This window comes from Pseudomonas sp. EB271-G4-1, from assembly GCF_058791355.1.
Map to the genome: position 1 here is coordinate 1 of NZ_JBYTEO010000001.1, position 22,333 is coordinate 22,333.

A 22,333-nucleotide genomic window follows, 5' to 3' on the forward strand; every position below is an offset into this window, starting at 1 on the left:
CCAGAAGCCCGCCGCCTTCTGCACAATGCGGCTATGTCGGCGAGTCGAACCGAAGCCTGGAAAGGGTTTTACCAAGAACAAAGAAATCGGGGTTTCAGCACCACTCAAGCCTTGGTGATGCTGGCTCGCAAGCTCGCTCGTATCGTATTCGCCCTGCTGAAGGGGCAGAGTGAATACCAACCGAAAACCAGTTGAGGGCTTCCCCTCAACCATAGAATCTCCCACAAAAAGATCTTCGCTGATCGTTATTTGATCAACCGCCAGGTGAACGGATACCGATATGGCACCCCTTCATTGGCTTTCACACCACCGATGATGGTCAAGACCAGCGCCCCAATCGCCACCAGGCCGAACAGGAAAAACCCGATAATCACCAGCATCAGCAGCAAGCAAATGGCGGAAGCAATGGCGACCGTGATCTGAAAGTTCAGCGCCTCCTTGCCCTGCGCGTCAATGAACGGGTCCATCTCGCGCTTCATCTGCCACAGAACCAGCGGGCCGATCAGCGTACCGAATGGAATCCAGATCCCCAGCAAGGCGGACAAGTGACAAAACATAGCCCACTGCCGAACCTCTTTGCTCGGGGTGGGAAGTAGCTGTTGCTCTTCACTCATGGCGCCCTCCTTGCCTACAGGTATCCAGATCAGTCGGCCAGTGCAGCCTTTTGCAGATCAAAGATTTCGTTCATGCCTTTTTTCGCCAGTTCCAGCATGGCGTTCAGCTCTTCAGGCTGGAACGGCGCGCCTTCGGCAGTGCCCTGGACTTCGATGAAGCCGCCAGTGCTGGTCATCACCACGTTCAGGTCGGTCTCGGCCGCCGAATCTTCCAGGTAGTCGAGGTCGAGCACAGGTTCGCCTTGATACATGCCCACCGACACGGCGCCGATCATTTGCTTGAGTGGGTCGCCGCCTTTCAGGCCGCCACGCTTCTTGATCACTTTCAAGGCATCGACCAGGGCAACCATGGCGCCGGTGATGGAGGCGGTGCGCGTGCCACCGTCAGCCTGGATCACATCGCAGTCAACGTACAGGGTGATGTCACCCAGCTTGGACATGTCCAGCGCAGCGCGCAGGGAACGGCCGATCAGGCGCTGGATCTCCAGGGTACGGCCGCCTTGCTTGCCGCGGCTGGCTTCACGCTGGTTACGCTCGCCGGTGGCGCGCGGCAACATGCCGTACTCGGCCGTCAACCAGCCCTGGCCCTGGCCCTTGAGGAACCGCGGCACGCCGTTTTCGACGCTGACGGTGCAGATGACCTTGGTATCACCGAACTCGACCAGTACGGATCCCTCGGCGTGTTTGGTGTAGTTGCGGGTAATGCGGATCGAGCGGAGCTGATCGGCAGCGCGACCACTTGGACGTTTCATAAGGGATACCTGTACGGGGACGGAAAACTGCGGAGCATTATAGAGCCGCCAGCCACGACTGGGCACTTCTAAAAAAATCCTCGGACGAGCGAAGGCTCTGCACAGCCCGCTGCCGACGACCTGCAGGCCTTTGTCACACCGTGTGTTTGGGCGCATCCACGCCACTGCGCTACAATCCTGCGCCTTTGCTGCCAGTCGGCTTAAATTCATTCATATCGGATTGCCGGAACGTCAGTTGCGCGCCGATCTGCATTGCGAGGTACCTCCATGGTGCACAGCATGACCGCCTTCGCCCGCGTCGAGAAAGCCGGGGGCCAGGGCACCCTGAGCTGGGAGCTGCGCTCGGTCAACAGCCGCTACCTGGAACCCCACTTGCGCCTGCCGGAGTCCTTCCGCGACCTCGAAGGCGCCGTACGCGAAGCGCTGCGCCAGGCTGTCTCCCGAGGCAAGCTCGAATGCACCCTGCGCTTCACCGAAGAAAATACCGGTAAACCACTGCAGGTGGACCAGGCACGCGCAGCACAACTGGTTGCGGCCGCCGAGACCATTGCCAGCCTGATCAAGAACCCGGCTGCGCTCAACCCACTCGAAGTGCTGGCCTGGCCCGGCGTCTTGGTGGGCGACGCGACCGACCCGCAAGCGCTGAACGCCGAGGCACTGGCACTGTTCAACCAGGGCCTCAAAGAGCTCAAGGCCGGCCGCGAGCGCGAAGGCGCGGAGCTGGCACGGCTGATCAACGATCGCCTGACGTCCATTGAAGAAGACGTGGTGACCCTGCGCGAACTGGTTCCGCAGATGCTCGCCACCCAGCGCCAGAAAGTGCTCGACCGCTTTGCCGACATGAAGGCCGAGATGGACCCGCAGCGCCTGGAGCAGGAAATGGTCATGCTCGCGCAAAAAAGCGACGTCGCCGAAGAACTGGATCGCCTGAGCACTCACATCATCGAAGTTCGCCGGGTGCTCAAGTCCGGCGGCGCCGCCGGTCGGCGCCTGGACTTCCTGATGCAGGAACTCAACCGCGAAGCCAACACACTGGGCTCCAAAGCCTTCGACCCGCGCAGCACCCAGGCTGCGGTCAACCTCAAGGTGTTGATCGAGCAGATGCGCGAACAAGTGCAGAATATTGAGTAAGGCAAACCCCATGACCCACAGCACCGGCACCCTCTACATCATTTCCGCGCCTTCGGGCGCCGGCAAGACCAGCCTGGTCAAGGCCTTGATCGACGCCCAGCCGCAGATCCAGGTTTCCGTTTCCCACACCACCCGCGCGATGCGCCCGGGCGAAGTGGATGGCGTGAACTACAACTTCGTCTCGCGCGAAGAGTTCGTGAAGATGATCGAGCACGGCGATTTCCTTGAGCGCGCCGAGGTGTTCGGCAATCTCTACGGCACCTCGCAGAGCCATCTGCAGCAGACGCTGGACGAAGGCCATGACCTGATCCTGGAAATCGACTGGCAAGGCGCCGAGCAGGTGCGCAAGCTGATGCCCCAGGCGCGCTCGATCTTCATCCTGCCGCCGAGCCAGGAGGCCCTGCGCCAGCGCCTGGACAACCGCGGCCAGGACAGCAACGAGATCATCGAAGGTCGCATGCGCGAAGCCGTCAGCGAAATGAGCCACTACGTCGACTACGACTACCTGATCATCAACGACGATTTCGCCCACGCACTGGACGACCTGAAGGCGATTTTCCGCGCCAATCAGTTGCAACAAAAACGCCAGCAGCAACGTTTTGGCAAATTACTGGCTGAATTACTCGGCTAAAGAGCCCTTCCCAAAACAGCTGCAAGGGCTTTACATTGGCACTTGCAGCGCGTTGAAGAGCTTGGTCAAAAAATCAGCGCTTCCCTAAACGCTGGTGATTTTTTAAACTGTTGAGTCCGCTCGCCCATCCGGGCAGCGCGCATATTGCATTTGCTACGAGGAAGACCATGGCCCGCGTAACCGTTGAAGACTGCCTAGAACACGTGGATAACCGCTTTGAGCTGGTCATGCTCTCTACCAAGCGTGCCCGTCAACTGGCCACCGGCGGCAAAGAGCCGAAAGTAGCATGGGAAAACGACAAGCCTACCGTCGTCGCCCTGCGTGAAATCGCTGAAGGCCTGATCGACTACGCAGCTATCGCCGAAGCCGAAATCGTTGAAGATGAACCGCTTTTCGCTGCATTCGAGGACGAGTCCAACGAGGCCGTCTAAGCCTATGCCTGGTCGACGTAGCACGGCGCGGGAACACAGCTTGCGGCAGGAGTCATCATGCCGAGCATAGACGCCCTCGCCGATCGCTTATCGACCTACCTCGGCAAAGACCAGGTCAACCTGGTCCGCCGAGCGTATTTCTACGCCGAACAAGCCCACGACGGCCAACGCCGCCGTAGCGGTGAGGCGTACGTCACGCACCCACTTGCGGTGGCGAATATTCTTGCGGACATGCACATGGACCATCAGAGCCTGATGGCGGCCATGCTGCATGACGTGATCGAAGACACCGGCATTGCCAAGGAAGCGCTGCAAGCACAATTTGGCGAAACCGTGGCCGAACTGGTCGACGGGGTCAGCAAACTGACCCAGATGAACTTCGAGACCAAGGCCGAAGCCCAGGCTGAAAACTTCCAGAAAATGGCCATGGCCATGGCGCGCGACATTCGCGTGATCCTGGTCAAGCTGGCCGACCGCCTGCACAACATGCGCACGCTGGAAGTGCTGTCCGGCGAAAAGCGCCGGCGCATCGCCAAGGAAACCCTGGAAATCTATGCACCCATCGCCAACCGGCTGGGCATGCACGCCATCCGCATAGAATTCGAAGACCTCGGCTTCAAGGCCATGCACCCGATGCGTTCCGCGCGAATCTACCAGGCGGTCAAGCGCGCCCGGGGCAACCGCAAGGAAATCGTCAACAAGATCGAAGAATCCCTCAGCCATTGCCTGGCCATCGATGGCATCCAGGGCGAGGTCAGCGGGCGCCAGAAACACCTCTACGGCATCTACAAGAAGATGCGCGGCAAGCGTCGGGCCTTCAACGAGATCATGGATGTATATGCATTCCGGATCATCGTCGACAAGGTCGATACCTGCTACCGCGTGCTGGGTGCTGTTCATAATTTGTACAAACCGTTGCCGGGGCGCTTCAAGGATTACATCGCGATCCCCAAGGCCAACGGCTATCAGTCGCTGCACACCACGCTGTTCGGCATGCACGGTGTTCCGATCGAGATCCAGATCCGCACCCGCGAAATGGAAGAGATGGCCAACAACGGCATCGCCGCCCATTGGCTGTACAAATCCAGCGGCGACGAGCAGCCAAAAGGCACGCATGCGCGCGCCCGCCAGTGGGTCAAGGGCGTACTGGAAATGCAGCAACGGGCCGGCAACTCGCTGGAGTTCATCGAAAGCGTGAAGATCGACCTGTTCCCGGACGAGGTCTACGTGTTCACGCCCAAAGGCCGGATCATGGAGCTGCCCAAGGGCTCCACGGCGGTCGACTTCGCCTACGCGGTGCACACCGACGTCGGCAACAGCTGCATTGCCTGCCGGATCAACCGTCGCCTCGCGCCGCTGTCCGAACCGTTGCAAAGCGGTTCCACGGTCGAGATCGTCAGTGCTCCCGGCGCACGGCCGAACCCGGCGTGGCTCAATTTCGTGGTGACCGGCAAAGCACGCACCCATATTCGCCATGCGCTGAAACTGCAGCGCCGTTCCGAGTCCATCAGCCTGGGCGAACGCCTGCTGAACAAGGTGCTCAACGGCTTCGACAGCTCGCTGGAAAAAATCCCGGCCGAGCGCGTGAAAGCGATGCTTGCCGAGTACCGCCTCGAACTGATCGAAGACTTGCTTGAAGACATCGGCCTGGGCAATCGCATGGCCTACGTCGTCGCCCGACGCCTGCTTGGCGAAGGCGAGCAGTTACCCAGCCCTGAAGGTCCGTTGGCGATCCGCGGCACCGAAGGTCTGGTCCTCAGCTACGCCAAGTGCTGCACACCGATCCCGGGCGACCCGATTGTCGGTCACCTGTCCGCGGGCAAGGGCATGGTCGTGCACCTGGACAACTGCCGTAACATCAGCGAAATCCGCCACAACCCGGAAAAATGCATCCAGCTCTCGTGGGCCAAGGATGTCACCGGCGAATTCAACGTCGAACTGCGCGTTGAGCTGGAACACCAGCGCGGCCTGATCGCCCTGCTGGCCAGCAGCGTCAACGCGGCCGACGGCAACATCGAAAAAATCAGCATGGATGAACGCGATGGTCGCATCAGCGTGGTCCAACTGGTGGTCAGCGTGCACGACCGTGTGCACCTGGCCCGTGTGATCAAGAAACTGCGCGCCCTGACCGGGGTGATCCGCATCACCCGCATGCGCGCGTAGCCACCCATCCATTACAAGGAGTCATTCATGACCAAGACTGTTATCACCAGCGACAAGGCCCCGGCCGCCATCGGTACTTACTCCCAGGCGATCAAGGCTGGCAACACCGTCTACATGTCGGGCCAGATCCCTCTGGACCCAAAAACCATGGAACTGGTCGAAGGCTTCGAAGCACAGACCGTCCAGGTGTTCGAGAACCTCAAGGCCGTGGCCGAAGCCGCCGGTGGTTCGTTCAAGGACATCGTCAAATTGAACATCTTCCTCACCGACCTGAGCCATTTCGCCAAGGTCAACGAGATCATGGGCAAATACTTCGACCAGCCTTACCCAGCACGCGCCGCCATTGGCGTTGCGGCCCTGCCAAAGGGTTCGCAGGTTGAAATGGATGCCATCCTGGTCATCGAGTAACGCGTCTGGCGCAGCCAATGGCTGCGCCGACCGCTCTGCTGTAAAGAAAGTCTGAAAGGATTCCACCATGCGCAAAGCGCTTGTTCTCTCGCTGCTCGCCCTGTTTTTGGGCGGTTGTGCCAGCAACCCTGCCGACCGTGATATCAGCGGCACCTGGATCAACCAGGCGGCGATCGATGCTGCAGCCAAAGGCGGCCCCCTGCGTGAAGCCCTCCAGGCCTATGGTCCGAACCTGGAGTGGGACGTCAATACCAAGGCCAGTCAGGCCCGCTACACCAATGGTTTTGAAAATGTCGAAGGCAAGTTGCTGGGCGAACAGTCCGGCGCCTGGAAAGTCGACTTTTATGGCAGCTCTGCCAGCGAGCTCAAGCGTGACGGCAAGCAACTGAGCCAGGCCGCCAGCGACAACGAACCCGAGCAGGTCTTCGACCGCGCATTGATTCCGGTTCCGGAAGGCGCACCGATGGGTGCCAGTTTCGAACGCGCGCTGTACACGGCGTACATGGGCGGTAGCTGGAAGGTCGTCAGCGGCCCCGGCGAAGGCAATAGCGTGCAGTTCCAGGCCGACGGCCAGGTCATCGGCTTGCCGGAAGCCGATCGCTATGCGCTGTGCCTGGCGGGTGATTGTGCATCGATGAGCGGTGGCAACGACAACATGTGGTTGCAACTCAACGGACAAGGAAACCCCTGGATCTTTGCACGCAAAGGCAAGGAACTGGAAATCTTCCAGGCGGTGAATACCGCCCAGGCAGACGAAATGCCCCAGTACACACCGGGCAATCGCAAGTGGCTGCTGGAAAAACAGTAATCCACACATGCCCCATGTGGGAGCGAGCCTGCTCGCGAAAGCGGTGTATCAGTCGACATAAATGTTGAATGTTACGACCTCTTCGCGAGCAGGCTCGCTCCCACGATTGATTCGGGCGTCTGGCAGTTAACAATTCCCTTCAATGATCGCCGCATAACCCTCGCGAAAACTCGGATACTTCGGCATCCAACCCAACGCCTTCGCCCGCGCGTTACTACAACGCTTGCTCCCGGTGCGGCGCACAGTGGCGTCCTCCGCCCATTCGGTCACACCCATGTACTCGCGCAACCAGCCCACCACATCCGCCAGTGCGGCGGGTTCGTCATCAACACCTATATAGACATCGTCCAGTGCCACGCCACGCCGGTCCGCCTCGAGCAGACAGGCCATCAAGCCGGCGGCGTCATCGGCATGAATTCGATTGGCGTACAGCGGCGGATCGATCGCCACGCGATACCCGCGGCGAACCTGGGTCAGCAACCATTCACGACCCGGGCCGTAGATACCGGTCAAACGCACGATACTGGCCGGGATGCCGCTATTGAGAGCAATCTGCTCCGCTTCAAGCATCACACGCCCTGAATAACCCGCCGCCACGGCTGGCGAAGTCTCATCAATCCACTCGCCCTGCTGCTGGCCGTAGACACTGCTACTGGAAACGAACAACAAGCGATTGGGCACCTGGCCATAGTCGTCCAGCCACTCCAGCACATGCTGCAAGCCCTGGACATAAGCGGCCCGATAACCCGCTTCATCGTGATCGGTGGCGGCCGCGCAATACACCAGGTAATCCACCGCACCGACCGGCCAAGTTGCCGGGCAGTCCTTGTTGAACAGGTCGCCGGCCACTCCGACAACCCCGTCGGGCAGGCGCGAAACGTCACGGCGCAGGCCATGGACTTCCCACCCGCCAGCCAACAACTGCGTGGCCAGGCGACTGCCGACATCACCGCAACCGGCGATCAAAACAGAGGGTGCGGACATCAGAAAACTCTCCTTGAAAATGGACAAACCAGCGCTGGCAATGGACGAGCGGCTAGCAATGCAGGAAAAAAAGAGACGCTATTACTTCTGTTAACAAGAATTACTTGCAATAATGCGGACCACTTTTGTTCTCGGCCTTACGAGGCCTGGAAGAACATTAACCGTCTTTTTCCTTCAGGTCCGGCCCAGCATGACACGTATTCAACTCTCCGCTTCGCCAACCAAACGACCTCGCGCCTGGAGCGCGGTGGCCGCCCTGCTACTCAGCCTGATGCTGGCGCCAACCGCGGCCTTTGCTGACGCACAAGCCCCCGCCACCCCGACTGCCGCCGCCGCACCTGCCCAGGCCGACCACGCCGGCCCGGCAGCGGCGCCGGTCGCGACCGATCCTGCCCAGGCAGTACCGGCAGACGCGATTGGTGAAGACGCTCCCGAAGTCCTCGAGGCCGACAACACCCTGGGCATGGCCCATGACCTGTCGCCGTGGGGCATGTACCAGAACGCCGACATCATCGTGAAAATCGTGATGATCGGCCTGGCCATCGCCTCGATCATCACCTGGACCATCTGGATCGCCAAGGGTCTTGAGTTGATGGGCGCCAAGCGTCGCCTGCGCGGTGAAATCGCCCAGCTGAAAAAGTCCGCCTCCCTCAAGGAAGCCAGCGCCACTGCGGCAAAGGAAGGCACCCTGGCCAACCTGCTGGTCCATGATGCCCTCGAAGAGATGCGCCTGTCGGTCAACAGCCGTGAAAAAGAAGGCATCAAGGAGCGCGTCAGCTTCCGCCTTGAGCGCCTGGTAGCGGCTTGCGGTCGCAACATGAGCAGCGGCACCGGCGTGCTTGCCACCATCGGTTCCACAGCGCCGTTCGTCGGCCTGTTCGGTACCGTATGGGGCATCATGAACAGCTTCATCGGCATCGCCAAGACCCAGACGACCAACCTCGCCGTCGTCGCCCCCGGCATCGCCGAAGCCCTGTTGGCCACGGCTCTGGGCCTGGTTGCAGCGATCCCTGCGGTGGTGATCTACAACGTGTTCGCCCGCTCCATCGCCGGTTACAAAGCGCAGGTCTCCGACGCGTCGGCAGAGGTCCTGCTGCTGGTCAGCCGCGACCTCGACCACCAGCCTGAGCGCAGCTCACATCCGCACATGGTGAAAGTGGGGTAATCGGCCATGGGCCTGCATTTGAAAGAAGGGGCAGACGACGATCTGTCCGAAAACCACGAAATCAACGTCACGCCGTTCATCGACGTGATGTTGGTGCTGCTGATCATCTTCATGGTGGCGGCCCCGCTGGCTACCGTAGACATTAAGGTCGACCTGCCCGCGTCCACCGCCAAGCCGGCGCCACGGCCGGAGAAACCGGTGTTCCTCAGCGTCAAGGCTGACCAGCGCCTGTTCCTCGGCGAAGACGAAGTGAAGGTCGAAGCACTTGGCGCCACGCTCGACGCCAGGACCCAGGGCAAGAAAGACACGACGATCTTCTTCCAGGCCGATAAAGGCGTGGATTACGGCGACCTGATGAGCGTGATGGACAATCTGCGCGCCGCCGGTTACCTGAAGGTGGGCCTGGTCGGACTCGAGACGGCAGCCAAGAAATGATCAATACGCGCCATAAGCTGACGCGTTACAGCGGTAGCCTGGCCATTGTGCTGGGCGTTCACGCGCTGGCCATCGCACTGGCCGTGAACTGGACTGCCAACCCGCCCATCGAATTGCCACCTCAGGCAATGATGGTCGAACTGGCACCGCTTCCCGCCCCGCCACCGCCTGCACCGCCGAAGGTCGTCACACCACCGCAGCCGCCCGCTCCGGTTGAAGAATTGCCGATACCCAAGCTTGCCGAAGCGCCGAAGGCCGAGATTGCCGTGCCCAAGCCGGTAAAACCCAAGCCGAAGCCTCAGCCGCCCAAACCGGTAGAGAAGAAGCCTGATCCGCCAAAGGAAAAGCCGTCGGAGGAGAAACCCGCCGACACGCAGCCGACCCAGGCGCCGACGGAGAAGTCCGCACAGCCCGCACCAGGCCCTTCAGCGGCTCAAGTCGCGGCCAAGGCGAGTTGGCAAGGCGCATTGCTGGCGCACTTGCAAAAGTACAAGAAGTACCCTGCCAGTGCACAGGCACGGGGCAAGGAAGGCATGAACCGTCTGCGTTTCGTGGTGGACGGCGAAGGCAACGTCCTGTCTTTCGAGCTGGTGGGCGCTTCGGGCACAGCCGATCTGGACCGGGCGACCCTGGACATGATTCGCCGAGCGCAGCCGCTGCCCAAGCCGCCGGCCGACATGCTGACCAATGGCTCCATCGAAATCGTTGCACCCTTTGTGTACTCGATCGACAAGCGCCGACGCTGATCACACCGGCCATCCAGGCCCCTGGCTCTGCAAAAGGCACCGATAAGGTGCCTTTTGCATATCTGGATACGGCAAACCGGTATTGCCCTGTGTTACACGCCACATACCTTCTGATAACGTGCGTCTATCGATTGCAGCCGGTATGCTTGGCTCGCAACTTCATGGACGCTTGCTATGACCCTCACAGAATTACGCTACATCGTTACCCTCGCCCAAGAACAACACTTCGGCCATGCCGCCGAGCGTTGTCACGTCAGCCAACCAACCCTGTCGGTGGGCGTGAAAAAGCTTGAAGACGAACTCGGTGTGCTGATTTTTGAGCGCAGCAAAAGCGCCGTGCGCTTGACCCCGGTTGGCGAAGGCATCGTCGCCCAGGCGCAAAAAGTACTCGAGCAGGCTCAAGGCATTCGCGAACTGGCCCAGGCTGGCAAGAACCAGCTGACCGCGCCGCTCAAGGTCGGCGCGATCTATACCGTCGGCCCATACCTGTTTCCGCACCTGATTCCACAACTGCACCGGGTTGCCCCGCAGATGCCGTTGTACATCGAGGAAAACTTCACCCACGTGCTGCGCGACAAACTGCGCAATGGCGAACTCGACGCGATCATCATCGCCCTGCCGTTCAACGAAGCCGACGTGCTGACCTTGCAGCTCTATGACGAGCCGTTCTATGTCCTGATGCCGGCTCAGCACCCATGGACGCAGAAAGAATCCATCGACGCCAACCTGCTCAACGACAAGAGCCTGCTGCTGCTCGGCGAAGGGCACTGCTTCCGCGACCAGGTACTCGAAGCCTGCCCGACACTGGCCAAGGGCAACGACGGCGCCAAGCACACCACGGTGGAGTCCAGTTCGCTGGAAACCATCCGCCACATGGTGGCCTCCGGCCTCGGCATTTCAATCTTGCCGCTGTCGGCGGTCGATAGCCATCACTACGCCCCCGGCGTGATCGAGGTTCGACCACTGTCGGCGCCAGTGCCATTCCGCACCGTAGCCATTGCCTGGCGTGCGAGCTTCCCGCGACCCAAGGCCATTGAAATTCTCGCTGACTCCATTCGCCTGTGCTCGGTGGCCAAACCCGCCGCACCGGTAACGGCCGGTTAAGCCACGCCATGACCGAGTTGTCGCAAGTGTCGGTGACGGCACTCAAGGGTGTCGGCGAAGCCATGGCCGAAAAACTGGCCAAGGTCGGCCTGGAGAATCTCCAGGACGTTCTGTTTCATTTGCCATTGCGTTACCAGGATCGCACTCGCGTAGTGCCGATCGGCGCACTGCGCCCAGGGCAGGACGCCGTCGTCGAAGGCACCGTCAGCGGCGCAGACGTGGTCATGGGCCGACGCCGCAGCCTTGTCGTGCGCATGCAGGACGGCACCGGCGGCCTGAGCCTGCGCTTCTATCATTTCAGCAATGCACAGAAAGAAGGCCTCAAGCGCGGCACGCGGATTCGCTGCTACGGCGAAGTGCGGCCCGGCGCCTCGGGGCTGGAAATCTACCACCCGGAATACCGCGCCATCACCGGCGACGAACCACCGCCCGTGGATGAAACCCTGACCCCGGTGTACCCGCTCACCGAAGGCCTGACCCAACAGCGTCTTCGGCAGCTGTGCATGCAAACCCTGACTTTGCTCGGCCCGAGCAGCCTGCCCGACTGGCTGCCGAAGGAACTGGCCCGCGACTACCAATTGGCGCCGCTGGCCGATGCGATCCGCTACCTGCATAACCCGCCTGCCGATGCCGATGTCGACGAACTCGCCTTGGGTCACCACTGGGCCCAGCACCGCCTGGCCTTCGAAGAGCTGCTGACCCATCAACTGTCCCAGCAGCGCCTGCGCGAGAGCATGCGTGCCCTGCGCGCGCCAGCGATGCCGAAAGCCACGAAGCTGCCCGGCCAATATTTAGCCAACCTCGGCTTTACCCCGACGGGCGCGCAGCAACGGGTGGGCAACGAAATCGCCTACGACCTCAGCCAGCACGAACCCATGCTGCGACTGATTCAGGGCGACGTCGGCGCGGGCAAGACCGTGGTCGCCGCGTTGGCTGCACTCCAGGCGCTGGAAGCCGGTTATCAAGTCGCCCTGATGGCGCCCACCGAAATCCTCGCCGAGCAGCACTTCATCACCTTCAAGCGCTGGCTCGAACCGTTGGGTATCGAAGTCGCGTGGCTCGCCGGCAAGCTCAAGGGCAAGAACCGTGTCGCCGCGCTTGAGCAGATCGCGGGCGGTGCGCCGATGGTGGTCGGCACCCACGCGCTGTTCCAGGACGAAGTACAGTTCAAGAATCTCGCGCTGGCGATCATCGACGAACAGCACCGCTTTGGTGTACAGCAACGCCTGGCGCTGCGGCAGAAAGGCGTCGGCGGGCGGATGTGTCCACACCAACTCATCATGACCGCCACGCCGATCCCCCGGACGCTGGCCATGAGCGCCTACGCCGACCTCGACACCTCGATCCTCGACGAACTGCCCCCCGGCCGTACTCCGGTGAACACGGTGCTGGTCACTGACACCCGGCGCGTCGAAGTGATCGAACGAGTGCGCGGTGCTTGCGCCGAAGGGCGTCAGGCCTATTGGGTGTGCACGCTGATCGAAGAATCGGAAGAGCTGACCTGCCAGGCCGCTGAAACTACGCACGAAGACCTCACCGCCGCCCTCGGCGAATTAAAAGTCGGCTTGATCCATGGACGCATGAAGCCTGCCGAAAAAGCGGCGGTGATGGCCGAGTTCAAGGCCGGCAACCTGCAACTGCTGGTCGCCACCACAGTCATTGAAGTCGGCGTGGACGTACCCAACGCCAGCCTGATGATCATCGAAAACCCCGAACGCCTGGGCCTGGCGCAACTGCACCAGTTGCGCGGCCGCGTGGGGCGGGGCAGCGCGGTCAGCCATTGCGTGCTGCTTTATCATCCGCCGTTGTCCCAGATCGGACGTCAGCGACTGGGTATCATGCGCGAAACCAACGACGGTTTTGTGATTGCCGAAAAAGACCTCGAACTGCGCGGCCCCGGCGAAATGCTCGGCACACGGCAAACCGGCCTGCTCCAATTCAAGGTCGCCGACCTGATGCGCGATGCCGACCTGCTGCCTGCCGTACGCGACGCCGCCCAGGCCTTGCTGGAACGCTGGCCTGACCATGTCAGCCCGTTACTCGACCGCTGGTTGCGCCACGGGCAGCAATACGGCCAAGTGTGAGCAGCGTCTCAGTTTCCAGGCGATGGCTTTGAGCAAGCTGGTTATACTCCTGAAATTGTTTTGGAACGGATACAGACCATGACCGAAGTTGCCCTCGCACCTGCTGCCCCGCACGCTCCGTCGGTCATTCGGCTGCTGCTGGACAAAATGGGCATTACCTTCGAAGAAGTGCTCGACCATCACGGCCTGAACGCTGCGCGCAAAGTCCAGGCCGTGCTGCTCGATGACAGTGTCGGCGCGCTGATGGTGCTGTATCCGCAGAGTCAATTGCTGGACCTCAATCGCCTGACCGAACTCACAGGCCGCCGCCTCACAGCCGTGTCGACCGAGCGTCTGCAGAAAATGCTCGGCAAACACAGCCTGAGCCTGCTGCCGGGCCTGCCATCGCTGACCAGTTCGCCCTGCCTGTATGAAGAAAGCCTGTTGCGCGAACCCATGGTGCTGGTCAATTCGGGGGAGCCGGGCGTGCTGCTGGAGATCACCAGCGAAGCCTTCAGGTCCATGCTGACCAAGGCCAGCGCCGCCAACTTCGGCGAGAACCTGAGCAGCATCCGCCCCAACCTCGATCGCCCTGACGATGACCGCGATGAGATCTCCCAAGCCGTCCAGGCGTTCACGGCGCGACGTATCCAGCAACGACTGGAAGCGACCATCGAGATTCCACCGCTGGCCGAAACGGCGCAGAAGATCATCAAGCTGCGCGTCGACCCTAACGCCACTATCGACGACATTACCGGCGTGGTCGAAACCGACCCGGCCCTCGCCGCACAAGTGGTGAGCTGGGCCGCATCGCCGTACTACGCCTCACCGGGCAAGATTCGTTCGGTAGAAGACGCGATCGTCCGGGTACTGGGTTTCGACCTGGTGATCAACCTGGCGCTGGGCCTGGCCCTGGGAAAAACCTTGAGCCTGCCCAAGGACCGCCCGCAACACAGCACTCCGTACTGGCAGCAATCGATCTACACGGCCGCGGTCATCGAAGGCCTGACCCGGGCCATGCCCCGCACCCAGCGCCCGGAAGCGGGCCTGACCTACCTGGCGGGCCTGCTGCACAACTTCGGCTACCTGCTGCTGGCCCACGTGTTCCCGCCGCACTTCTCGCTGATCTGCCGTCACATGGAGGTCAACCCACACCTGTGCCACAGCTACATCGAGCAACACCTGCTCGGCATCAGTCGCGAACAGATCGGTTCATGGCTGATGCGCTACTGGGACATGCCGGAAGAACTCACCACCGCGCTGCGCTTCCAGCACGACCCAAGCTACGACGGCACCTACGCCGAATACCCGAACCTTGTTTGCCTGGCCGTACGCCTGCTGCGCAGCCGGGGCATTGGTTCGGGACCGGACGAAGATATCCCGGACGCCCTGCTCGAACGTCTCGGCCTGAGCCGTGCTAAAGCCGAAGACGTTGTCAGCAAAGTGCTGGAGGCTGAAGTGTTATTGCGTGAGCTGGCGTCGCAATTCAGTCAACCCTAAAAGCTTCGCGGGCCAGCATCGCTCCTACAAGGATTTGGATCTTCCTGTGGGAGCAAGCATGCTGGCAATGGGTAAAGGTGGCCGAAGAAATCAAGCCAAGCAGCGCACCACATGGCCTGCTAGACCGCTTACGCGTCCATACCCACAAAAAACCACCCGGTGGTCCGGCAACACTGCGAGAGACGTGAAAAAGCCCTCAGTTGCGTCGAAAGCAATAAACCCTTTTCCGCCACCAAACGTCGTATCAAAAGACCCATCAGGAAGGTAACGCGCAACCAGGTTGACCAGCTCTCTACTATCACCAACAAACACTGCCAGCCCCACTAGGATTCGCCCGTCATCCTGCAAAGCAAGGCTTTTCACCACATTGTTTGAATATCCAGAATAAACAGATAACGCTGGCTGCCCCTCATTGAAATCTTTGGAAAAACTGCCATTCGAAGTTAGTGAAACGAGTAGCGTACTCCTTCCAGAAACGCTTGAGTTATCGCCTGCTGCTACCACCCCCCCGTCAGGCTTTAGTGCCATCGAAGTTAGCGTGCTAGATAAGTTAATACTCGGAATGGTCACAATACCAGTTCCTTTATCACCGTAACTTATGTCAACGCTTCCGTCCTGATTATAGCGAATGACATGGACATAGCCGTTATACTTAAAGAAAACCAAAACTTTACCGTCCTGCTGTAACAGTACCCCACGACTAAAACGCTCCTCCGAGCTAGCGGAAGCAATGAATACATAGCCCTTACCACCAAATGTTTCGTCCAATGAACCATTCTCGCTCAGTCGAATCACGATTACCCTAAAATCGCTTGCGCCGACTTTGATAGTCCGAGTCAAAACAATTTGACCATCCAGTGCAGTTGCGACTCCTCTAACACCGCTTGAGTAACCGGTTGATTTATCGACCTGCTCCCCCTCAGCTTCACTGCTGTGAAAACTGGCACCAGGATAGCTATTGCTATCAAGAAAATTGTAAACGTTATAACTGACTTGACCATCATTATTATCGCCAAACGAGGGATCTGGCGCACCATCCTTTACCTGCCGAACAATGGCGACAGTGTTATTTATCGCGCCACTAACAAGAAACTTGTCATCTGGCAACAAATCCAATGAGTTAGCATAAAAATAACCGATACGGGACGTCGGAACAACGACACTCCCACCACTGGCAAACGACGAGTCAAGTGATCCGTCTTCATTTAGCCTTACCATTTTTAGACTTGTATCGTCACCAGTAGTAACCATCAGCAATTTGTTTTGTGGCAGGGTAGCTATCGCCTGAGGAAAATCACTAGCGGCGACATTATCGATTGGAAAGGTTACAACACCTCCGATACCAAAAGTTTGATCGTAAAAATTCCCAGCTATTTTAGCTTGCGATTGACTCATGATCAGGCTCCACCAGGTCGGCATTGATGTACTAAGACCCCCACAATGGAGCATGTCCTCATTTAAAACACCTGTCAGAAATGATAGCTATACATTCTTTTGAGGCCAGATAACCGACTTATCAGGCCAAAAAATCGGAACTCAGCTACCTTTAGTTGGCTTCTTCCGCGGCTTCAAATACTTGGTCAACCCCTGGAACCAGATCACCAGCGCCGGGTTGCCCTTGATCTGAATCGACTTGTCCTGAATACCCGTCATGAACGCCAACTGCTTGTTCTTGGCCTGCATCGTGGCAAAGCCGTAGGCCGCATCCTTGAAGGCAATCGCAAACGCTGGCTCGGCATACACACCCGCCTTGCTGGTGATGCGCTGATCCTTCACCCGGAAGTGCCGCGCTACTTTCCCGTCCAGGGTCTGCAGTTGAAACACCAGTTCTTTATCACCCAGCTGCTGCTGAAACGCCGGATTGGTCCGACTGGCCTTACCCATCAACAAACCCAGCATCCACAGCAGAAAACGAAATTTCATGCGCAAGCCTCAGAAGAAAAATGAACGGCCGGCGCAGTGTAGCGATTAAATTCCAGAACGCCACCTTCCAGATATGTTTGGAGGAGATGCCTGGATTTTTGACGCCGATGACTACCAAGTCACGGACGAAAGCCTGCCTTTTCTGGACTCAGACGGGGTGTGGTGGGGCGACGTTATCCAGCACTCGATTTACCGCCAGTTCACCGAGCATGATCACCTGCTGAAGCGCCAGCATCGTACTGCGGTGCGCCCCCTCGAGCATTGCGGCGATTTCACTTGCCATCACGTTGGCCGACGCCAACGACTCACAGGCGTGGGCTAATAGCGTCTCGTTGTCGATGTCAGGCGCCACGACAAAGATCGCGCCGGGTGGATGAGCCCCGGTCATGACCAAGGCATTGGGTTTCAGGTAATGGTCCAGGGCGCGGGTGGCGGCATGGTGCAACTTTCTTGAAGTCGCGGACATGTACGGGGTAGTGCTAACGCTTTCTAATCCGGCGGGCAATTCTTTGGCCTTGGGCATGGTATATCTCCGATGAAGATTGGGAGTGACCAAACTAACCGTCGCGCTTCCGAAGGCCAACCTTAAAAAAGCGTCAGATGCTTCCTCAATTTTGTAAGGAAATTCATCATTTTCGAGATACGTTTAACGATTCCAAACCTGCCGTTTGGTAGCATAATCGCCATGGCCATCAGCAGAATGGTAAATAGGTAATTCATCGCACTCGGCTCTGGACTGCCCTCACACACCGATCCTGAACATGAAAAAAATCGTCCTGTAGGAATGGCCTAAGGCTGCGACATTTTGATGTTTGTCCCGCAAGCTTGCCGGAAACTTCCTGCAAGACGCGGGACGTATCTCGGGGTTCTTCATCCGCTAACCAAAGGATCGTTGGCCGTTACTCGATCACCGCGTAGCGATAGTTCACATTTGTCAGCCGCCCATGAATCGCCAGCATCACTTCGAACGTACCAGTGGTGCCGGTCGGCAAATGCACATCATGCCGGTTTGGGTCCAGATGCGTTCCTGGAGCGCCCACGATTTGAACTCCACTCGGCTCATACAGCTTGTCATCCGGTGTTTGGGCCTGAACAAATATTTCAGGCAGCCTGATGGTCAGCGAATTGTTTTGGCGTACTTTGCCCAAGTCGAAAATGCCCAAGGCTTGATTGTGGAAATTAATATTGGTGGTGGAAGGCATGGCATTCAACACAGTCATGTCTTCAAACCCGTTACTTTGAATCAACAGGTTTTTGAGGGCGGTCAGCCTGGCCATTGAGTCTGGCAGTTTTCCGCACAGATTATTGTTATTACCCACGTCGAAGCGTTCCAATCTTGTCAAATTACCGATCGACTCCGGAATACTGCCTCTCATAATGCCCAGCGGCCTTTGAGAGCTCAGATTCAACTGGGTCAGGCTGGTGAGATTCCCTATCCAGTCCGGAATTGATTTGAGTGCGCTGTTGATGAAGTGCGCCGACGTCAACTTTGCCAACGTTCCGAAGTCTTCAGGCAGGCGAGTGACAGGTTGATTTTCTATCATTACGTTTTGCAAATTGCGCAGATGCCCAATGCCTCGCAGGCTGGTGAACTTTCCAGGCGCCCCGCTCAGCACACTCAAGACCGTCACTTTATCAAGCATGTCCTGCGTCACGACATCGTCGATGGTCACCGGTATGCCCGTGGCTTCTGAAATATGTGCGGCCGCAATGTGCGCAAAAGAAAGGTCGTCAAAGAGCGTCCTTATCTTTGCCGGGATTATCACAGGGGAAAAAGCCTTTGCAATAGCAGTGTCCGAAGTCATGTCGTCACCTTGCCCGCATTTAATGAACTCCTTTTATAAACCATCGGTTGAAGTTCGGTAACTGTCATAGCTGACAGTTGACAAAAGCCACTTGGCTACATGCTTGATAAGCAAGACTTCTCGATTAACAAAAAATGGGCACCCAATCTCATTGGCGTGCCCATTCTTCAGTCCGCTCCCCTGAACTGCAGGTTCGCGAAACAGATTACGGATTAACACTGTCCTTCAACGATTTACCCGGTTTGAATGCAACAGTGTTGCTGGCCTTGATCTTAACCGGCTCACCGGTTTGCGGGTTTTTGCCGGTGCGGGCACCGCGGTGGCGTTGCAGGAAGGTGCCGAAACCTACCAGCGTCACGCTGTCTTTGCGGTGCAGGGCGCCGGTGATTTCTTCGAGAACGGCGTTGAGGACGCGGTTGGCCTGCTCTTTGGTTAGATCTGCTTTTTCAGCGATGGCTGCGGCGAGTTCTGGTTTACGCATATTAGTGAAGCCCCTTTGACGGTTTTTTGTTGTTATGTCCGTGCCGCCCTCTATGGAGCAGCGCCCAAAGCGCCGCAGGTGCTCTACTCTGCGGCAGACGGGAGTGAGGATGGCACGCAGTGAGGAGCCGCGCCAGTGTCGGCACGGCCAATGTACGGGCAAAATGGGGGTGATTCCGACAGAACGACCGGTATTTACGCCAGCAGTGCCGGAAGCTCTTTGTTGAGGGCCAGCTTTTCCATCACGGCTGCGCCTGTGAGGGCATAACCGAGCAGTTTGCCGTGGGCATCACGGCATAAAACCTTGATGTCGGCGCCCTGCCCTTCGACTGTCCAGAAGCCCTCCGTACCCCGTGGCGGCGGGGATACCACCAATGGGCACACCGGGGTTTTGACAGTGATCGGCATCGGGCCGTAGTTGACCACCGTCGGGTTGCCGGCAAGGGTCTGTGCCAGCGCTCTCGCACAACTCATCAGGGGCATCACGTACAACAGGTTCAGCCCATCGACCTCGGCACAGTCACCCAGGGCGTAGATGTTGGCATGGGACGTTTGCAGGTGCCGGTCGACCACTACGCCGCGATTGACCTGCAGGCCGGCAGCGGCGGCCAGGTCGATGCGCGGACGCAGGCCAATGGCCGACACCACCACGTCGCACGGTATGACCTGACCATCGGAAAGATGGGCCTCCAGGCCGTCAGCAACCCGCTGCAGGCGATTGAGCACCGGCCCGAGGTGGAAGCGTGCACCCAGGCTTTCCAGCCCGGCCTGGACCGCTGCGGCCGCTGCCGGGTGCAATAGGGTCGGCATGACCTGCTCGCACGGTGCAACCAGTTGCACCTCGTAGCCGCCCAGGGTCAGGTCGTTGGCGAACTCGCAACCGATCAGGCCGGCGCCCAGCAACAAGACCCGCCGCTTGCCGGCCGCAGCCGCGCGAAAGCGCGCGTAGTCTTCCAGATCGTTGATCGGGAACACGCAATCACCTGCATCACCTTCGATGGGTACGCGCACGGTTTCCGCCCCCCACGCCAACACCAGGTCACGGTAGATCACCGCTTCCTCGCCGATCCACAGGCGCTTGTGGCCCGGGTCGATGCCACTGATGCGGGTATGGGTGCGCACCTCGGCCTTCAATTGCTCGGCCATCGCGCCCGGTTCAGCCATGCTCAGGCCGTCGGCGTCCTTGTTTTTGCCGAAACCGGTGGAGAGCATCGGTTTGGAGTAGGAGCGCCCGTCATCGGCGGTAATCAGCAGGAGCGGGGTTTCGCTGTCGAGTTTGCGAAACTCGCGAGCGACGTTGTAGCCAGCCAGCCCGGTACCAACGATTACGACAGGTGCGTTCATTCCTTACTCCTCAGTTGTTCAGGCGGCGATTTCGATCATTTCGAAATCCATTTTGCCCACACCGCAGTCCGGGCACAGCCAATCTGCCGGAACGTCTTCCCAACGGGTGCCCGGCGCAATGCCGTCATCGGGCCAACCGTCGGCTTCGTTATAAATCAGGCCGCAGACGATACATTGCCACTTTTTCATTCAGGTAATTCCTCGGGATTCAGGCTATTGCCGGCGCGGACGGTCGATGGTTACTGCGTTGCCATCCAGCTCAAAGCGTTTTTTTACTGATCGGGCACGACAGATGCAAGCCGGTTCGGAGCATCCGGTGGCCCGGATCAATCAACATTGGTGGCTGACATGGTAAGCTCACAGGCTCCTTTGCTGCCAATAATGACTCATTGTGCAACACACAGAATCCCCCTGCCCTCCCCCAACCTGGCTCTTTCAAAGCCAACTGACGCCTCTCCCCGACACGTCTATCCTCGATTGGTTGTTCGATAATGGCTCGCTGACCAGGCGTCTCATTCATCTGACGAATGATGCGTTTAGCGTCACGCCATTATTCGAAGGGTGGCAGCCCCTGCGCACGGATGAATGCGCCGCGCTCGACCTGGCCGAGGGCAGTGAAGGCTGGGTGCGCGAGGTGTATTTGCGTGGCCACGGGCAAGCCCTGGTGTTTGCCCGCAGCGTAGCGGCGCGCAGTGCGTTGCAGGGCGACGGCTTGCACATGGACGAATTGGGCAGCCGCTCCCTGGGCGAACTGCTGTTTTGCGATCACGCCTTCCAGCGCCGTGCCATCGAGGTTTGCCACTACCCGCAGGCGTGGTTGCCGAGCGAAGTGCGGGCGCCCGGGCTGTGGGCTCGCCGCTCGCGTTTCGACCGTGGCGCCTTGAGTGTGCTGGTGGCCGAGATCTTCCTGCCGACCCTGTGGAGCGCCGCCCGCGTCCATCCGGAGAATTGCTGATGTACCAGAGCCTGCTCAAGTCCTTGAACCGCTTGAATCCCCGGGCCTGGGATTTCATTCAGCTGACGCGCATGGACAAGCCGATCGGCATCTACCTGCTGTTGTGGCCGACGCTATGGGCGCTGTGGATTGCCGGCAAGGGCTCGCCGTCGCTGGCCAATATCGTGATTTTCGTCCTTGGCGTGGTGCTGACCCGCGCGGGGGGCTGTGTGATCAATGATTGGGCGGACCGCAAGGTCGATGGCCATGTGAAGCGCACTGAACAGCGCCCGCTGCCGAGCGGCAAGATCAGCTCCAAAGAAGCGTTGGTGTTCTTTGCATTATTGATGGGCCTGAGCTTCCTGCTGGTGCTATGCACCAACGCGGCAACGGTCTGGCTGTCGTTCGGTGGCTTGGCGCTGGCCTTCACCTATCCGTTCATGAAGCGCTACACCTATTACCCGCAAGTGGTGCTGGGCGCGGCGTTTTCCTGGGGGATGCCGATGGCGTTCACTGCCGAGACCGGAGAACTGCCGGCGGCGGCGTGGCTGCTATGGATCGCCAACCTGATGTGGACGGTGGGTTACGACACTTACTACGCGATGACCGACCGCGACGATGACTTGAAGATCGGCGTGAAGTCCACGGCAATCCTGTTTGGCGAGGCTGATCGGGTGATCATCCTGACCCTGCAAGGGTTGGCGTTGGGTTGCCTGCTGCTGGCCGGGTCTAAATTCGAGCTCGGCGGCTGGTTCCATCTGGGACTGGCGGTGGCGGCGGGCTGTTTTGCCTGGGAGTTCTGGTACACCCGTGACAAGGACCGTATGCGCTGTTTCAAGGCGTTCTTGCACAACCATTGGGCCGGGTTGGCGATTTTTGTCGGGATCGTGCTGGATTACGGGTTGCGTTGAC

Annotated in this window: 24 protein-coding genes and 1 pseudogene; 15 read left to right on the plus strand and 10 right to left on the minus strand. The window is 59.2% G+C overall.

Features of this window, described 5'->3' with window-relative positions:
- Positions 1–195 (plus strand): annotated as a pseudogene (locus tag AC3WWR_RS00005) (IS110 family transposase); the annotation flags it as partial.
- Between the two features lie 50 nt (positions 196–245).
- Here AC3WWR_RS00005 and AC3WWR_RS00010 read toward each other — a convergent pair.
- Both AC3WWR_RS00010 and rph read right to left on the minus strand, forming a co-directional pair.
- Positions 246–614: a DUF4870 domain-containing protein gene (locus tag AC3WWR_RS00010; protein WP_020797906.1), complete on the minus strand. Its 369-nt coding sequence runs from the start codon at positions 612–614 to the stop codon at positions 246–248.
- Between the two features lie 29 nt (positions 615–643).
- Entirely contained in the window at positions 644–1,366 is a 723-nt protein-coding gene (gene rph / locus AC3WWR_RS00015) for a ribonuclease PH (RefSeq protein WP_020797907.1), read from the minus strand.
- 267 nt (positions 1,367–1,633) lie between these two features.
- On the opposite strand from rph, the gene AC3WWR_RS00020 reads away from it, so the two are divergent.
- The 6 genes from AC3WWR_RS00020 to AC3WWR_RS00045 all read left to right on the plus strand — a co-directional run bounded on the left by AC3WWR_RS00020 (position 1,634) and on the right by AC3WWR_RS00045 (position 6,938).
- Positions 1,634–2,497 (plus strand): YicC/YloC family endoribonuclease, encoded by an 864-nt coding sequence (locus AC3WWR_RS00020; protein ID WP_020797908.1) that lies wholly within the window; start codon positions 1,634–1,636, stop codon positions 2,495–2,497.
- 10 nt (positions 2,498–2,507) lie between these two features.
- Positions 2,508–3,128 carry a guanylate kinase gene (gene gmk, locus AC3WWR_RS00025; RefSeq protein ID WP_008062825.1) on the plus strand — a complete coding sequence of 207 codons (621 nt, stop codon included), beginning with the start codon at positions 2,508–2,510 and terminating at the stop codon, positions 3,126–3,128.
- A gap of 167 nt (positions 3,129–3,295) precedes the next feature.
- Positions 3,296–3,559: a DNA-directed RNA polymerase subunit omega gene (rpoZ, locus tag AC3WWR_RS00030; protein ID WP_007921129.1), complete on the plus strand. Its 264-nt coding sequence runs from the start codon at positions 3,296–3,298 to the stop codon at positions 3,557–3,559.
- A gap of 57 nt (positions 3,560–3,616) precedes the next feature.
- Entirely contained in the window at positions 3,617–5,722 is a 2,106-nt protein-coding gene (spoT, locus tag AC3WWR_RS00035) for a bifunctional GTP diphosphokinase/guanosine-3',5'-bis pyrophosphate 3'-pyrophosphohydrolase (protein WP_008062824.1), read from the plus strand.
- A 27-nt stretch (positions 5,723–5,749) separates the two neighbouring features.
- On the plus strand, positions 5,750–6,130 hold the full coding sequence (locus AC3WWR_RS00040) for a RidA family protein (RefSeq protein ID WP_003229509.1): 381 nt from the start codon (positions 5,750–5,752) through the stop codon (positions 6,128–6,130).
- 67 nt (positions 6,131–6,197) lie between these two features.
- Positions 6,198–6,938 (plus strand): hypothetical protein, encoded by a 741-nt coding sequence (locus tag AC3WWR_RS00045; protein ID WP_492598382.1) that lies wholly within the window; start codon positions 6,198–6,200, stop codon positions 6,936–6,938.
- Between the two features lie 126 nt (positions 6,939–7,064).
- On the opposite strand, the gene AC3WWR_RS00050 is transcribed toward AC3WWR_RS00045, so the two are convergent.
- Entirely contained in the window at positions 7,065–7,922 is an 858-nt protein-coding gene (locus AC3WWR_RS00050; RefSeq protein WP_020797911.1) for an SDR family oxidoreductase, read from the minus strand.
- A gap of 190 nt (positions 7,923–8,112) precedes the next feature.
- On the opposite strand from AC3WWR_RS00050, the gene exbB reads away from it, so the two are divergent.
- The 6 genes from exbB to AC3WWR_RS00080 all read left to right on the plus strand — a co-directional run bounded on the left by exbB (position 8,113) and on the right by AC3WWR_RS00080 (position 14,935).
- Positions 8,113–9,087: a tonB-system energizer ExbB gene (gene exbB / locus AC3WWR_RS00055; protein WP_033045207.1), complete on the plus strand. Its 975-nt coding sequence runs from the start codon at positions 8,113–8,115 to the stop codon at positions 9,085–9,087.
- A 6-nt stretch (positions 9,088–9,093) separates the two neighbouring features.
- Positions 9,094–9,522 (plus strand): TonB system transport protein ExbD, encoded by a 429-nt coding sequence (gene exbD, locus AC3WWR_RS00060; protein ID WP_020797913.1) that lies wholly within the window; start codon positions 9,094–9,096, stop codon positions 9,520–9,522.
- Positions 9,519–10,268 (plus strand): TonB family protein, encoded by a 750-nt coding sequence (locus tag AC3WWR_RS00065; RefSeq protein ID WP_020797914.1) that lies wholly within the window; start codon positions 9,519–9,521, stop codon positions 10,266–10,268. Before exbD ends, AC3WWR_RS00065 begins: the two co-directional genes overlap by 4 nt.
- Positions 10,269–10,442: 174 nt before the next feature.
- A complete protein-coding gene (locus tag AC3WWR_RS00070) occupies positions 10,443–11,372 on the plus strand; it encodes a hydrogen peroxide-inducible genes activator (RefSeq protein WP_008064487.1) in 930 nt (309 codons plus the stop codon).
- Positions 11,373–11,380: 8 nt separating this feature from the next.
- Entirely contained in the window at positions 11,381–13,456 is a 2,076-nt protein-coding gene (gene recG / locus AC3WWR_RS00075) for an ATP-dependent DNA helicase RecG (RefSeq protein WP_020797915.1), read from the plus strand.
- Between the two features lie 78 nt (positions 13,457–13,534).
- The gene (locus AC3WWR_RS00080) at positions 13,535–14,935 is read left to right on the plus strand and encodes an aminoacyl-tRNA deacylase and HDOD domain-containing protein (RefSeq protein WP_033045203.1); all 1,401 of its coding nucleotides are present in this window, start codon (positions 13,535–13,537) and stop codon (positions 14,933–14,935) included.
- A 90-nt stretch (positions 14,936–15,025) separates the two neighbouring features.
- Here AC3WWR_RS00080 and AC3WWR_RS00085 read toward each other — a convergent pair whose 3' ends face one another.
- The 7 genes from AC3WWR_RS00085 to AC3WWR_RS00115 all read right to left on the minus strand — a co-directional run bounded on the left by AC3WWR_RS00085 (position 15,026) and on the right by AC3WWR_RS00115 (position 20,676).
- Positions 15,026–16,330 carry an NHL repeat-containing protein gene (locus AC3WWR_RS00085; protein ID WP_432668758.1) on the minus strand — a complete coding sequence of 435 codons (1,305 nt, stop codon included), beginning with the start codon at positions 16,328–16,330 and terminating at the stop codon, positions 15,026–15,028.
- A gap of 141 nt (positions 16,331–16,471) precedes the next feature.
- On the minus strand, positions 16,472–16,858 hold the full coding sequence (locus AC3WWR_RS00090) for a hypothetical protein (protein ID WP_020797918.1): 387 nt from the start codon (positions 16,856–16,858) through the stop codon (positions 16,472–16,474).
- A 148-nt stretch (positions 16,859–17,006) separates the two neighbouring features.
- Positions 17,007–17,381: a DUF6124 family protein gene (locus tag AC3WWR_RS00095; RefSeq protein WP_020797919.1), complete on the minus strand. Its 375-nt coding sequence runs from the start codon at positions 17,379–17,381 to the stop codon at positions 17,007–17,009.
- A 376-nt stretch (positions 17,382–17,757) separates the two neighbouring features.
- Positions 17,758–18,663: a leucine-rich repeat domain-containing protein gene (locus AC3WWR_RS00100; protein WP_042955426.1), complete on the minus strand. Its 906-nt coding sequence runs from the start codon at positions 18,661–18,663 to the stop codon at positions 17,758–17,760.
- A 205-nt stretch (positions 18,664–18,868) separates the two neighbouring features.
- On the minus strand, positions 18,869–19,144 hold the full coding sequence (locus AC3WWR_RS00105) for an HU family DNA-binding protein (RefSeq protein ID WP_003213368.1): 276 nt from the start codon (positions 19,142–19,144) through the stop codon (positions 18,869–18,871).
- 194 nt (positions 19,145–19,338) lie between these two features.
- Positions 19,339–20,487, minus strand: a complete 1,149-nt coding sequence (locus AC3WWR_RS00110) for an NAD(P)/FAD-dependent oxidoreductase (RefSeq protein ID WP_020797922.1) — start codon at positions 20,485–20,487, stop codon at positions 19,339–19,341.
- Between the two features lie 18 nt (positions 20,488–20,505).
- Complete coding sequence (locus tag AC3WWR_RS00115) at positions 20,506–20,676, minus strand: rubredoxin (RefSeq protein ID WP_007995385.1); 171 nt, start codon at positions 20,674–20,676, stop codon at positions 20,506–20,508.
- A 202-nt stretch (positions 20,677–20,878) separates the two neighbouring features.
- Here AC3WWR_RS00115 and AC3WWR_RS00120 point away from each other — a divergent pair, with 202 nt between their 5' ends.
- Both AC3WWR_RS00120 and ubiA read left to right on the plus strand, forming a co-directional pair.
- Positions 20,879–21,442, plus strand: coding sequence for a chorismate--pyruvate lyase family protein (locus AC3WWR_RS00120; RefSeq protein ID WP_033045499.1), 564 nt, complete (start codon positions 20,879–20,881; stop codon positions 21,440–21,442).
- On the plus strand, positions 21,442–22,332 hold the full coding sequence (gene ubiA, locus AC3WWR_RS00125) for a 4-hydroxybenzoate octaprenyltransferase (RefSeq protein ID WP_083349916.1): 891 nt from the start codon (positions 21,442–21,444) through the stop codon (positions 22,330–22,332). Before AC3WWR_RS00120 ends, ubiA begins: the two co-directional genes overlap by 1 nt.
- Position 22,333 lies beyond the last annotated feature (1 nt).

Coding starts and splice junctions, on each gene's coding strand:
- AC3WWR_RS00115 (WP_007995385.1), bottom strand. CDS start 20,676: ATGAAAAAGTGGCAATGTATCGTCTGCGGCCTGATTTATAACGAAGCC.
- AC3WWR_RS00050 (WP_020797911.1), bottom strand. CDS start 7,922: ATGTCCGCACCCTCTGTTTTGATCGCCGGTTGCGGTGATGTCGGCAGT.
- AC3WWR_RS00085 (WP_432668758.1), bottom strand. CDS start 16,330: ATGAGTCAATCGCAAGCTAAAATAGCTGGGAATTTTTACGATCAAACT.
- AC3WWR_RS00090 (WP_020797918.1), bottom strand. CDS start 16,858: ATGAAATTTCGTTTTCTGCTGTGGATGCTGGGTTTGTTGATGGGTAAG.
- gmk (WP_008062825.1), top strand. CDS start 2,508: ATGACCCACAGCACCGGCACCCTCTACATCATTTCCGCGCCTTCGGGC.
- AC3WWR_RS00010 (WP_020797906.1), bottom strand. CDS start 614: ATGAGTGAAGAGCAACAGCTACTTCCCACCCCGAGCAAAGAGGTTCGG.
- AC3WWR_RS00040 (WP_003229509.1), top strand. CDS start 5,750: ATGACCAAGACTGTTATCACCAGCGACAAGGCCCCGGCCGCCATCGGT.
- rpoZ (WP_007921129.1), top strand. CDS start 3,296: ATGGCCCGCGTAACCGTTGAAGACTGCCTAGAACACGTGGATAACCGC.
- exbB (WP_033045207.1), top strand. CDS start 8,113: ATGACACGTATTCAACTCTCCGCTTCGCCAACCAAACGACCTCGCGCC.
- AC3WWR_RS00070 (WP_008064487.1), top strand. CDS start 10,443: ATGACCCTCACAGAATTACGCTACATCGTTACCCTCGCCCAAGAACAA.
- ubiA (WP_083349916.1), top strand. CDS start 21,442: ATGTACCAGAGCCTGCTCAAGTCCTTGAACCGCTTGAATCCCCGGGCC.
- AC3WWR_RS00045 (WP_492598382.1), top strand. CDS start 6,198: ATGCGCAAAGCGCTTGTTCTCTCGCTGCTCGCCCTGTTTTTGGGCGGT.
- AC3WWR_RS00100 (WP_042955426.1), bottom strand. CDS start 18,663: ATGACTTCGGACACTGCTATTGCAAAGGCTTTTTCCCCTGTGATAATC.
- AC3WWR_RS00095 (WP_020797919.1), bottom strand. CDS start 17,381: ATGCCCAAGGCCAAAGAATTGCCCGCCGGATTAGAAAGCGTTAGCACT.
- AC3WWR_RS00080 (WP_033045203.1), top strand. CDS start 13,535: ATGACCGAAGTTGCCCTCGCACCTGCTGCCCCGCACGCTCCGTCGGTC.
- exbD (WP_020797913.1), top strand. CDS start 9,094: ATGGGCCTGCATTTGAAAGAAGGGGCAGACGACGATCTGTCCGAAAAC.
- AC3WWR_RS00110 (WP_020797922.1), bottom strand. CDS start 20,487: ATGAACGCACCTGTCGTAATCGTTGGTACCGGGCTGGCTGGCTACAAC.
- AC3WWR_RS00020 (WP_020797908.1), top strand. CDS start 1,634: ATGGTGCACAGCATGACCGCCTTCGCCCGCGTCGAGAAAGCCGGGGGC.
- recG (WP_020797915.1), top strand. CDS start 11,381: ATGACCGAGTTGTCGCAAGTGTCGGTGACGGCACTCAAGGGTGTCGGC.
- spoT (WP_008062824.1), top strand. CDS start 3,617: ATGCCGAGCATAGACGCCCTCGCCGATCGCTTATCGACCTACCTCGGC.
- AC3WWR_RS00065 (WP_020797914.1), top strand. CDS start 9,519: ATGATCAATACGCGCCATAAGCTGACGCGTTACAGCGGTAGCCTGGCC.
- rph (WP_020797907.1), bottom strand. CDS start 1,366: ATGAAACGTCCAAGTGGTCGCGCTGCCGATCAGCTCCGCTCGATCCGC.
- AC3WWR_RS00105 (WP_003213368.1), bottom strand. CDS start 19,144: ATGCGTAAACCAGAACTCGCCGCAGCCATCGCTGAAAAAGCAGATCTA.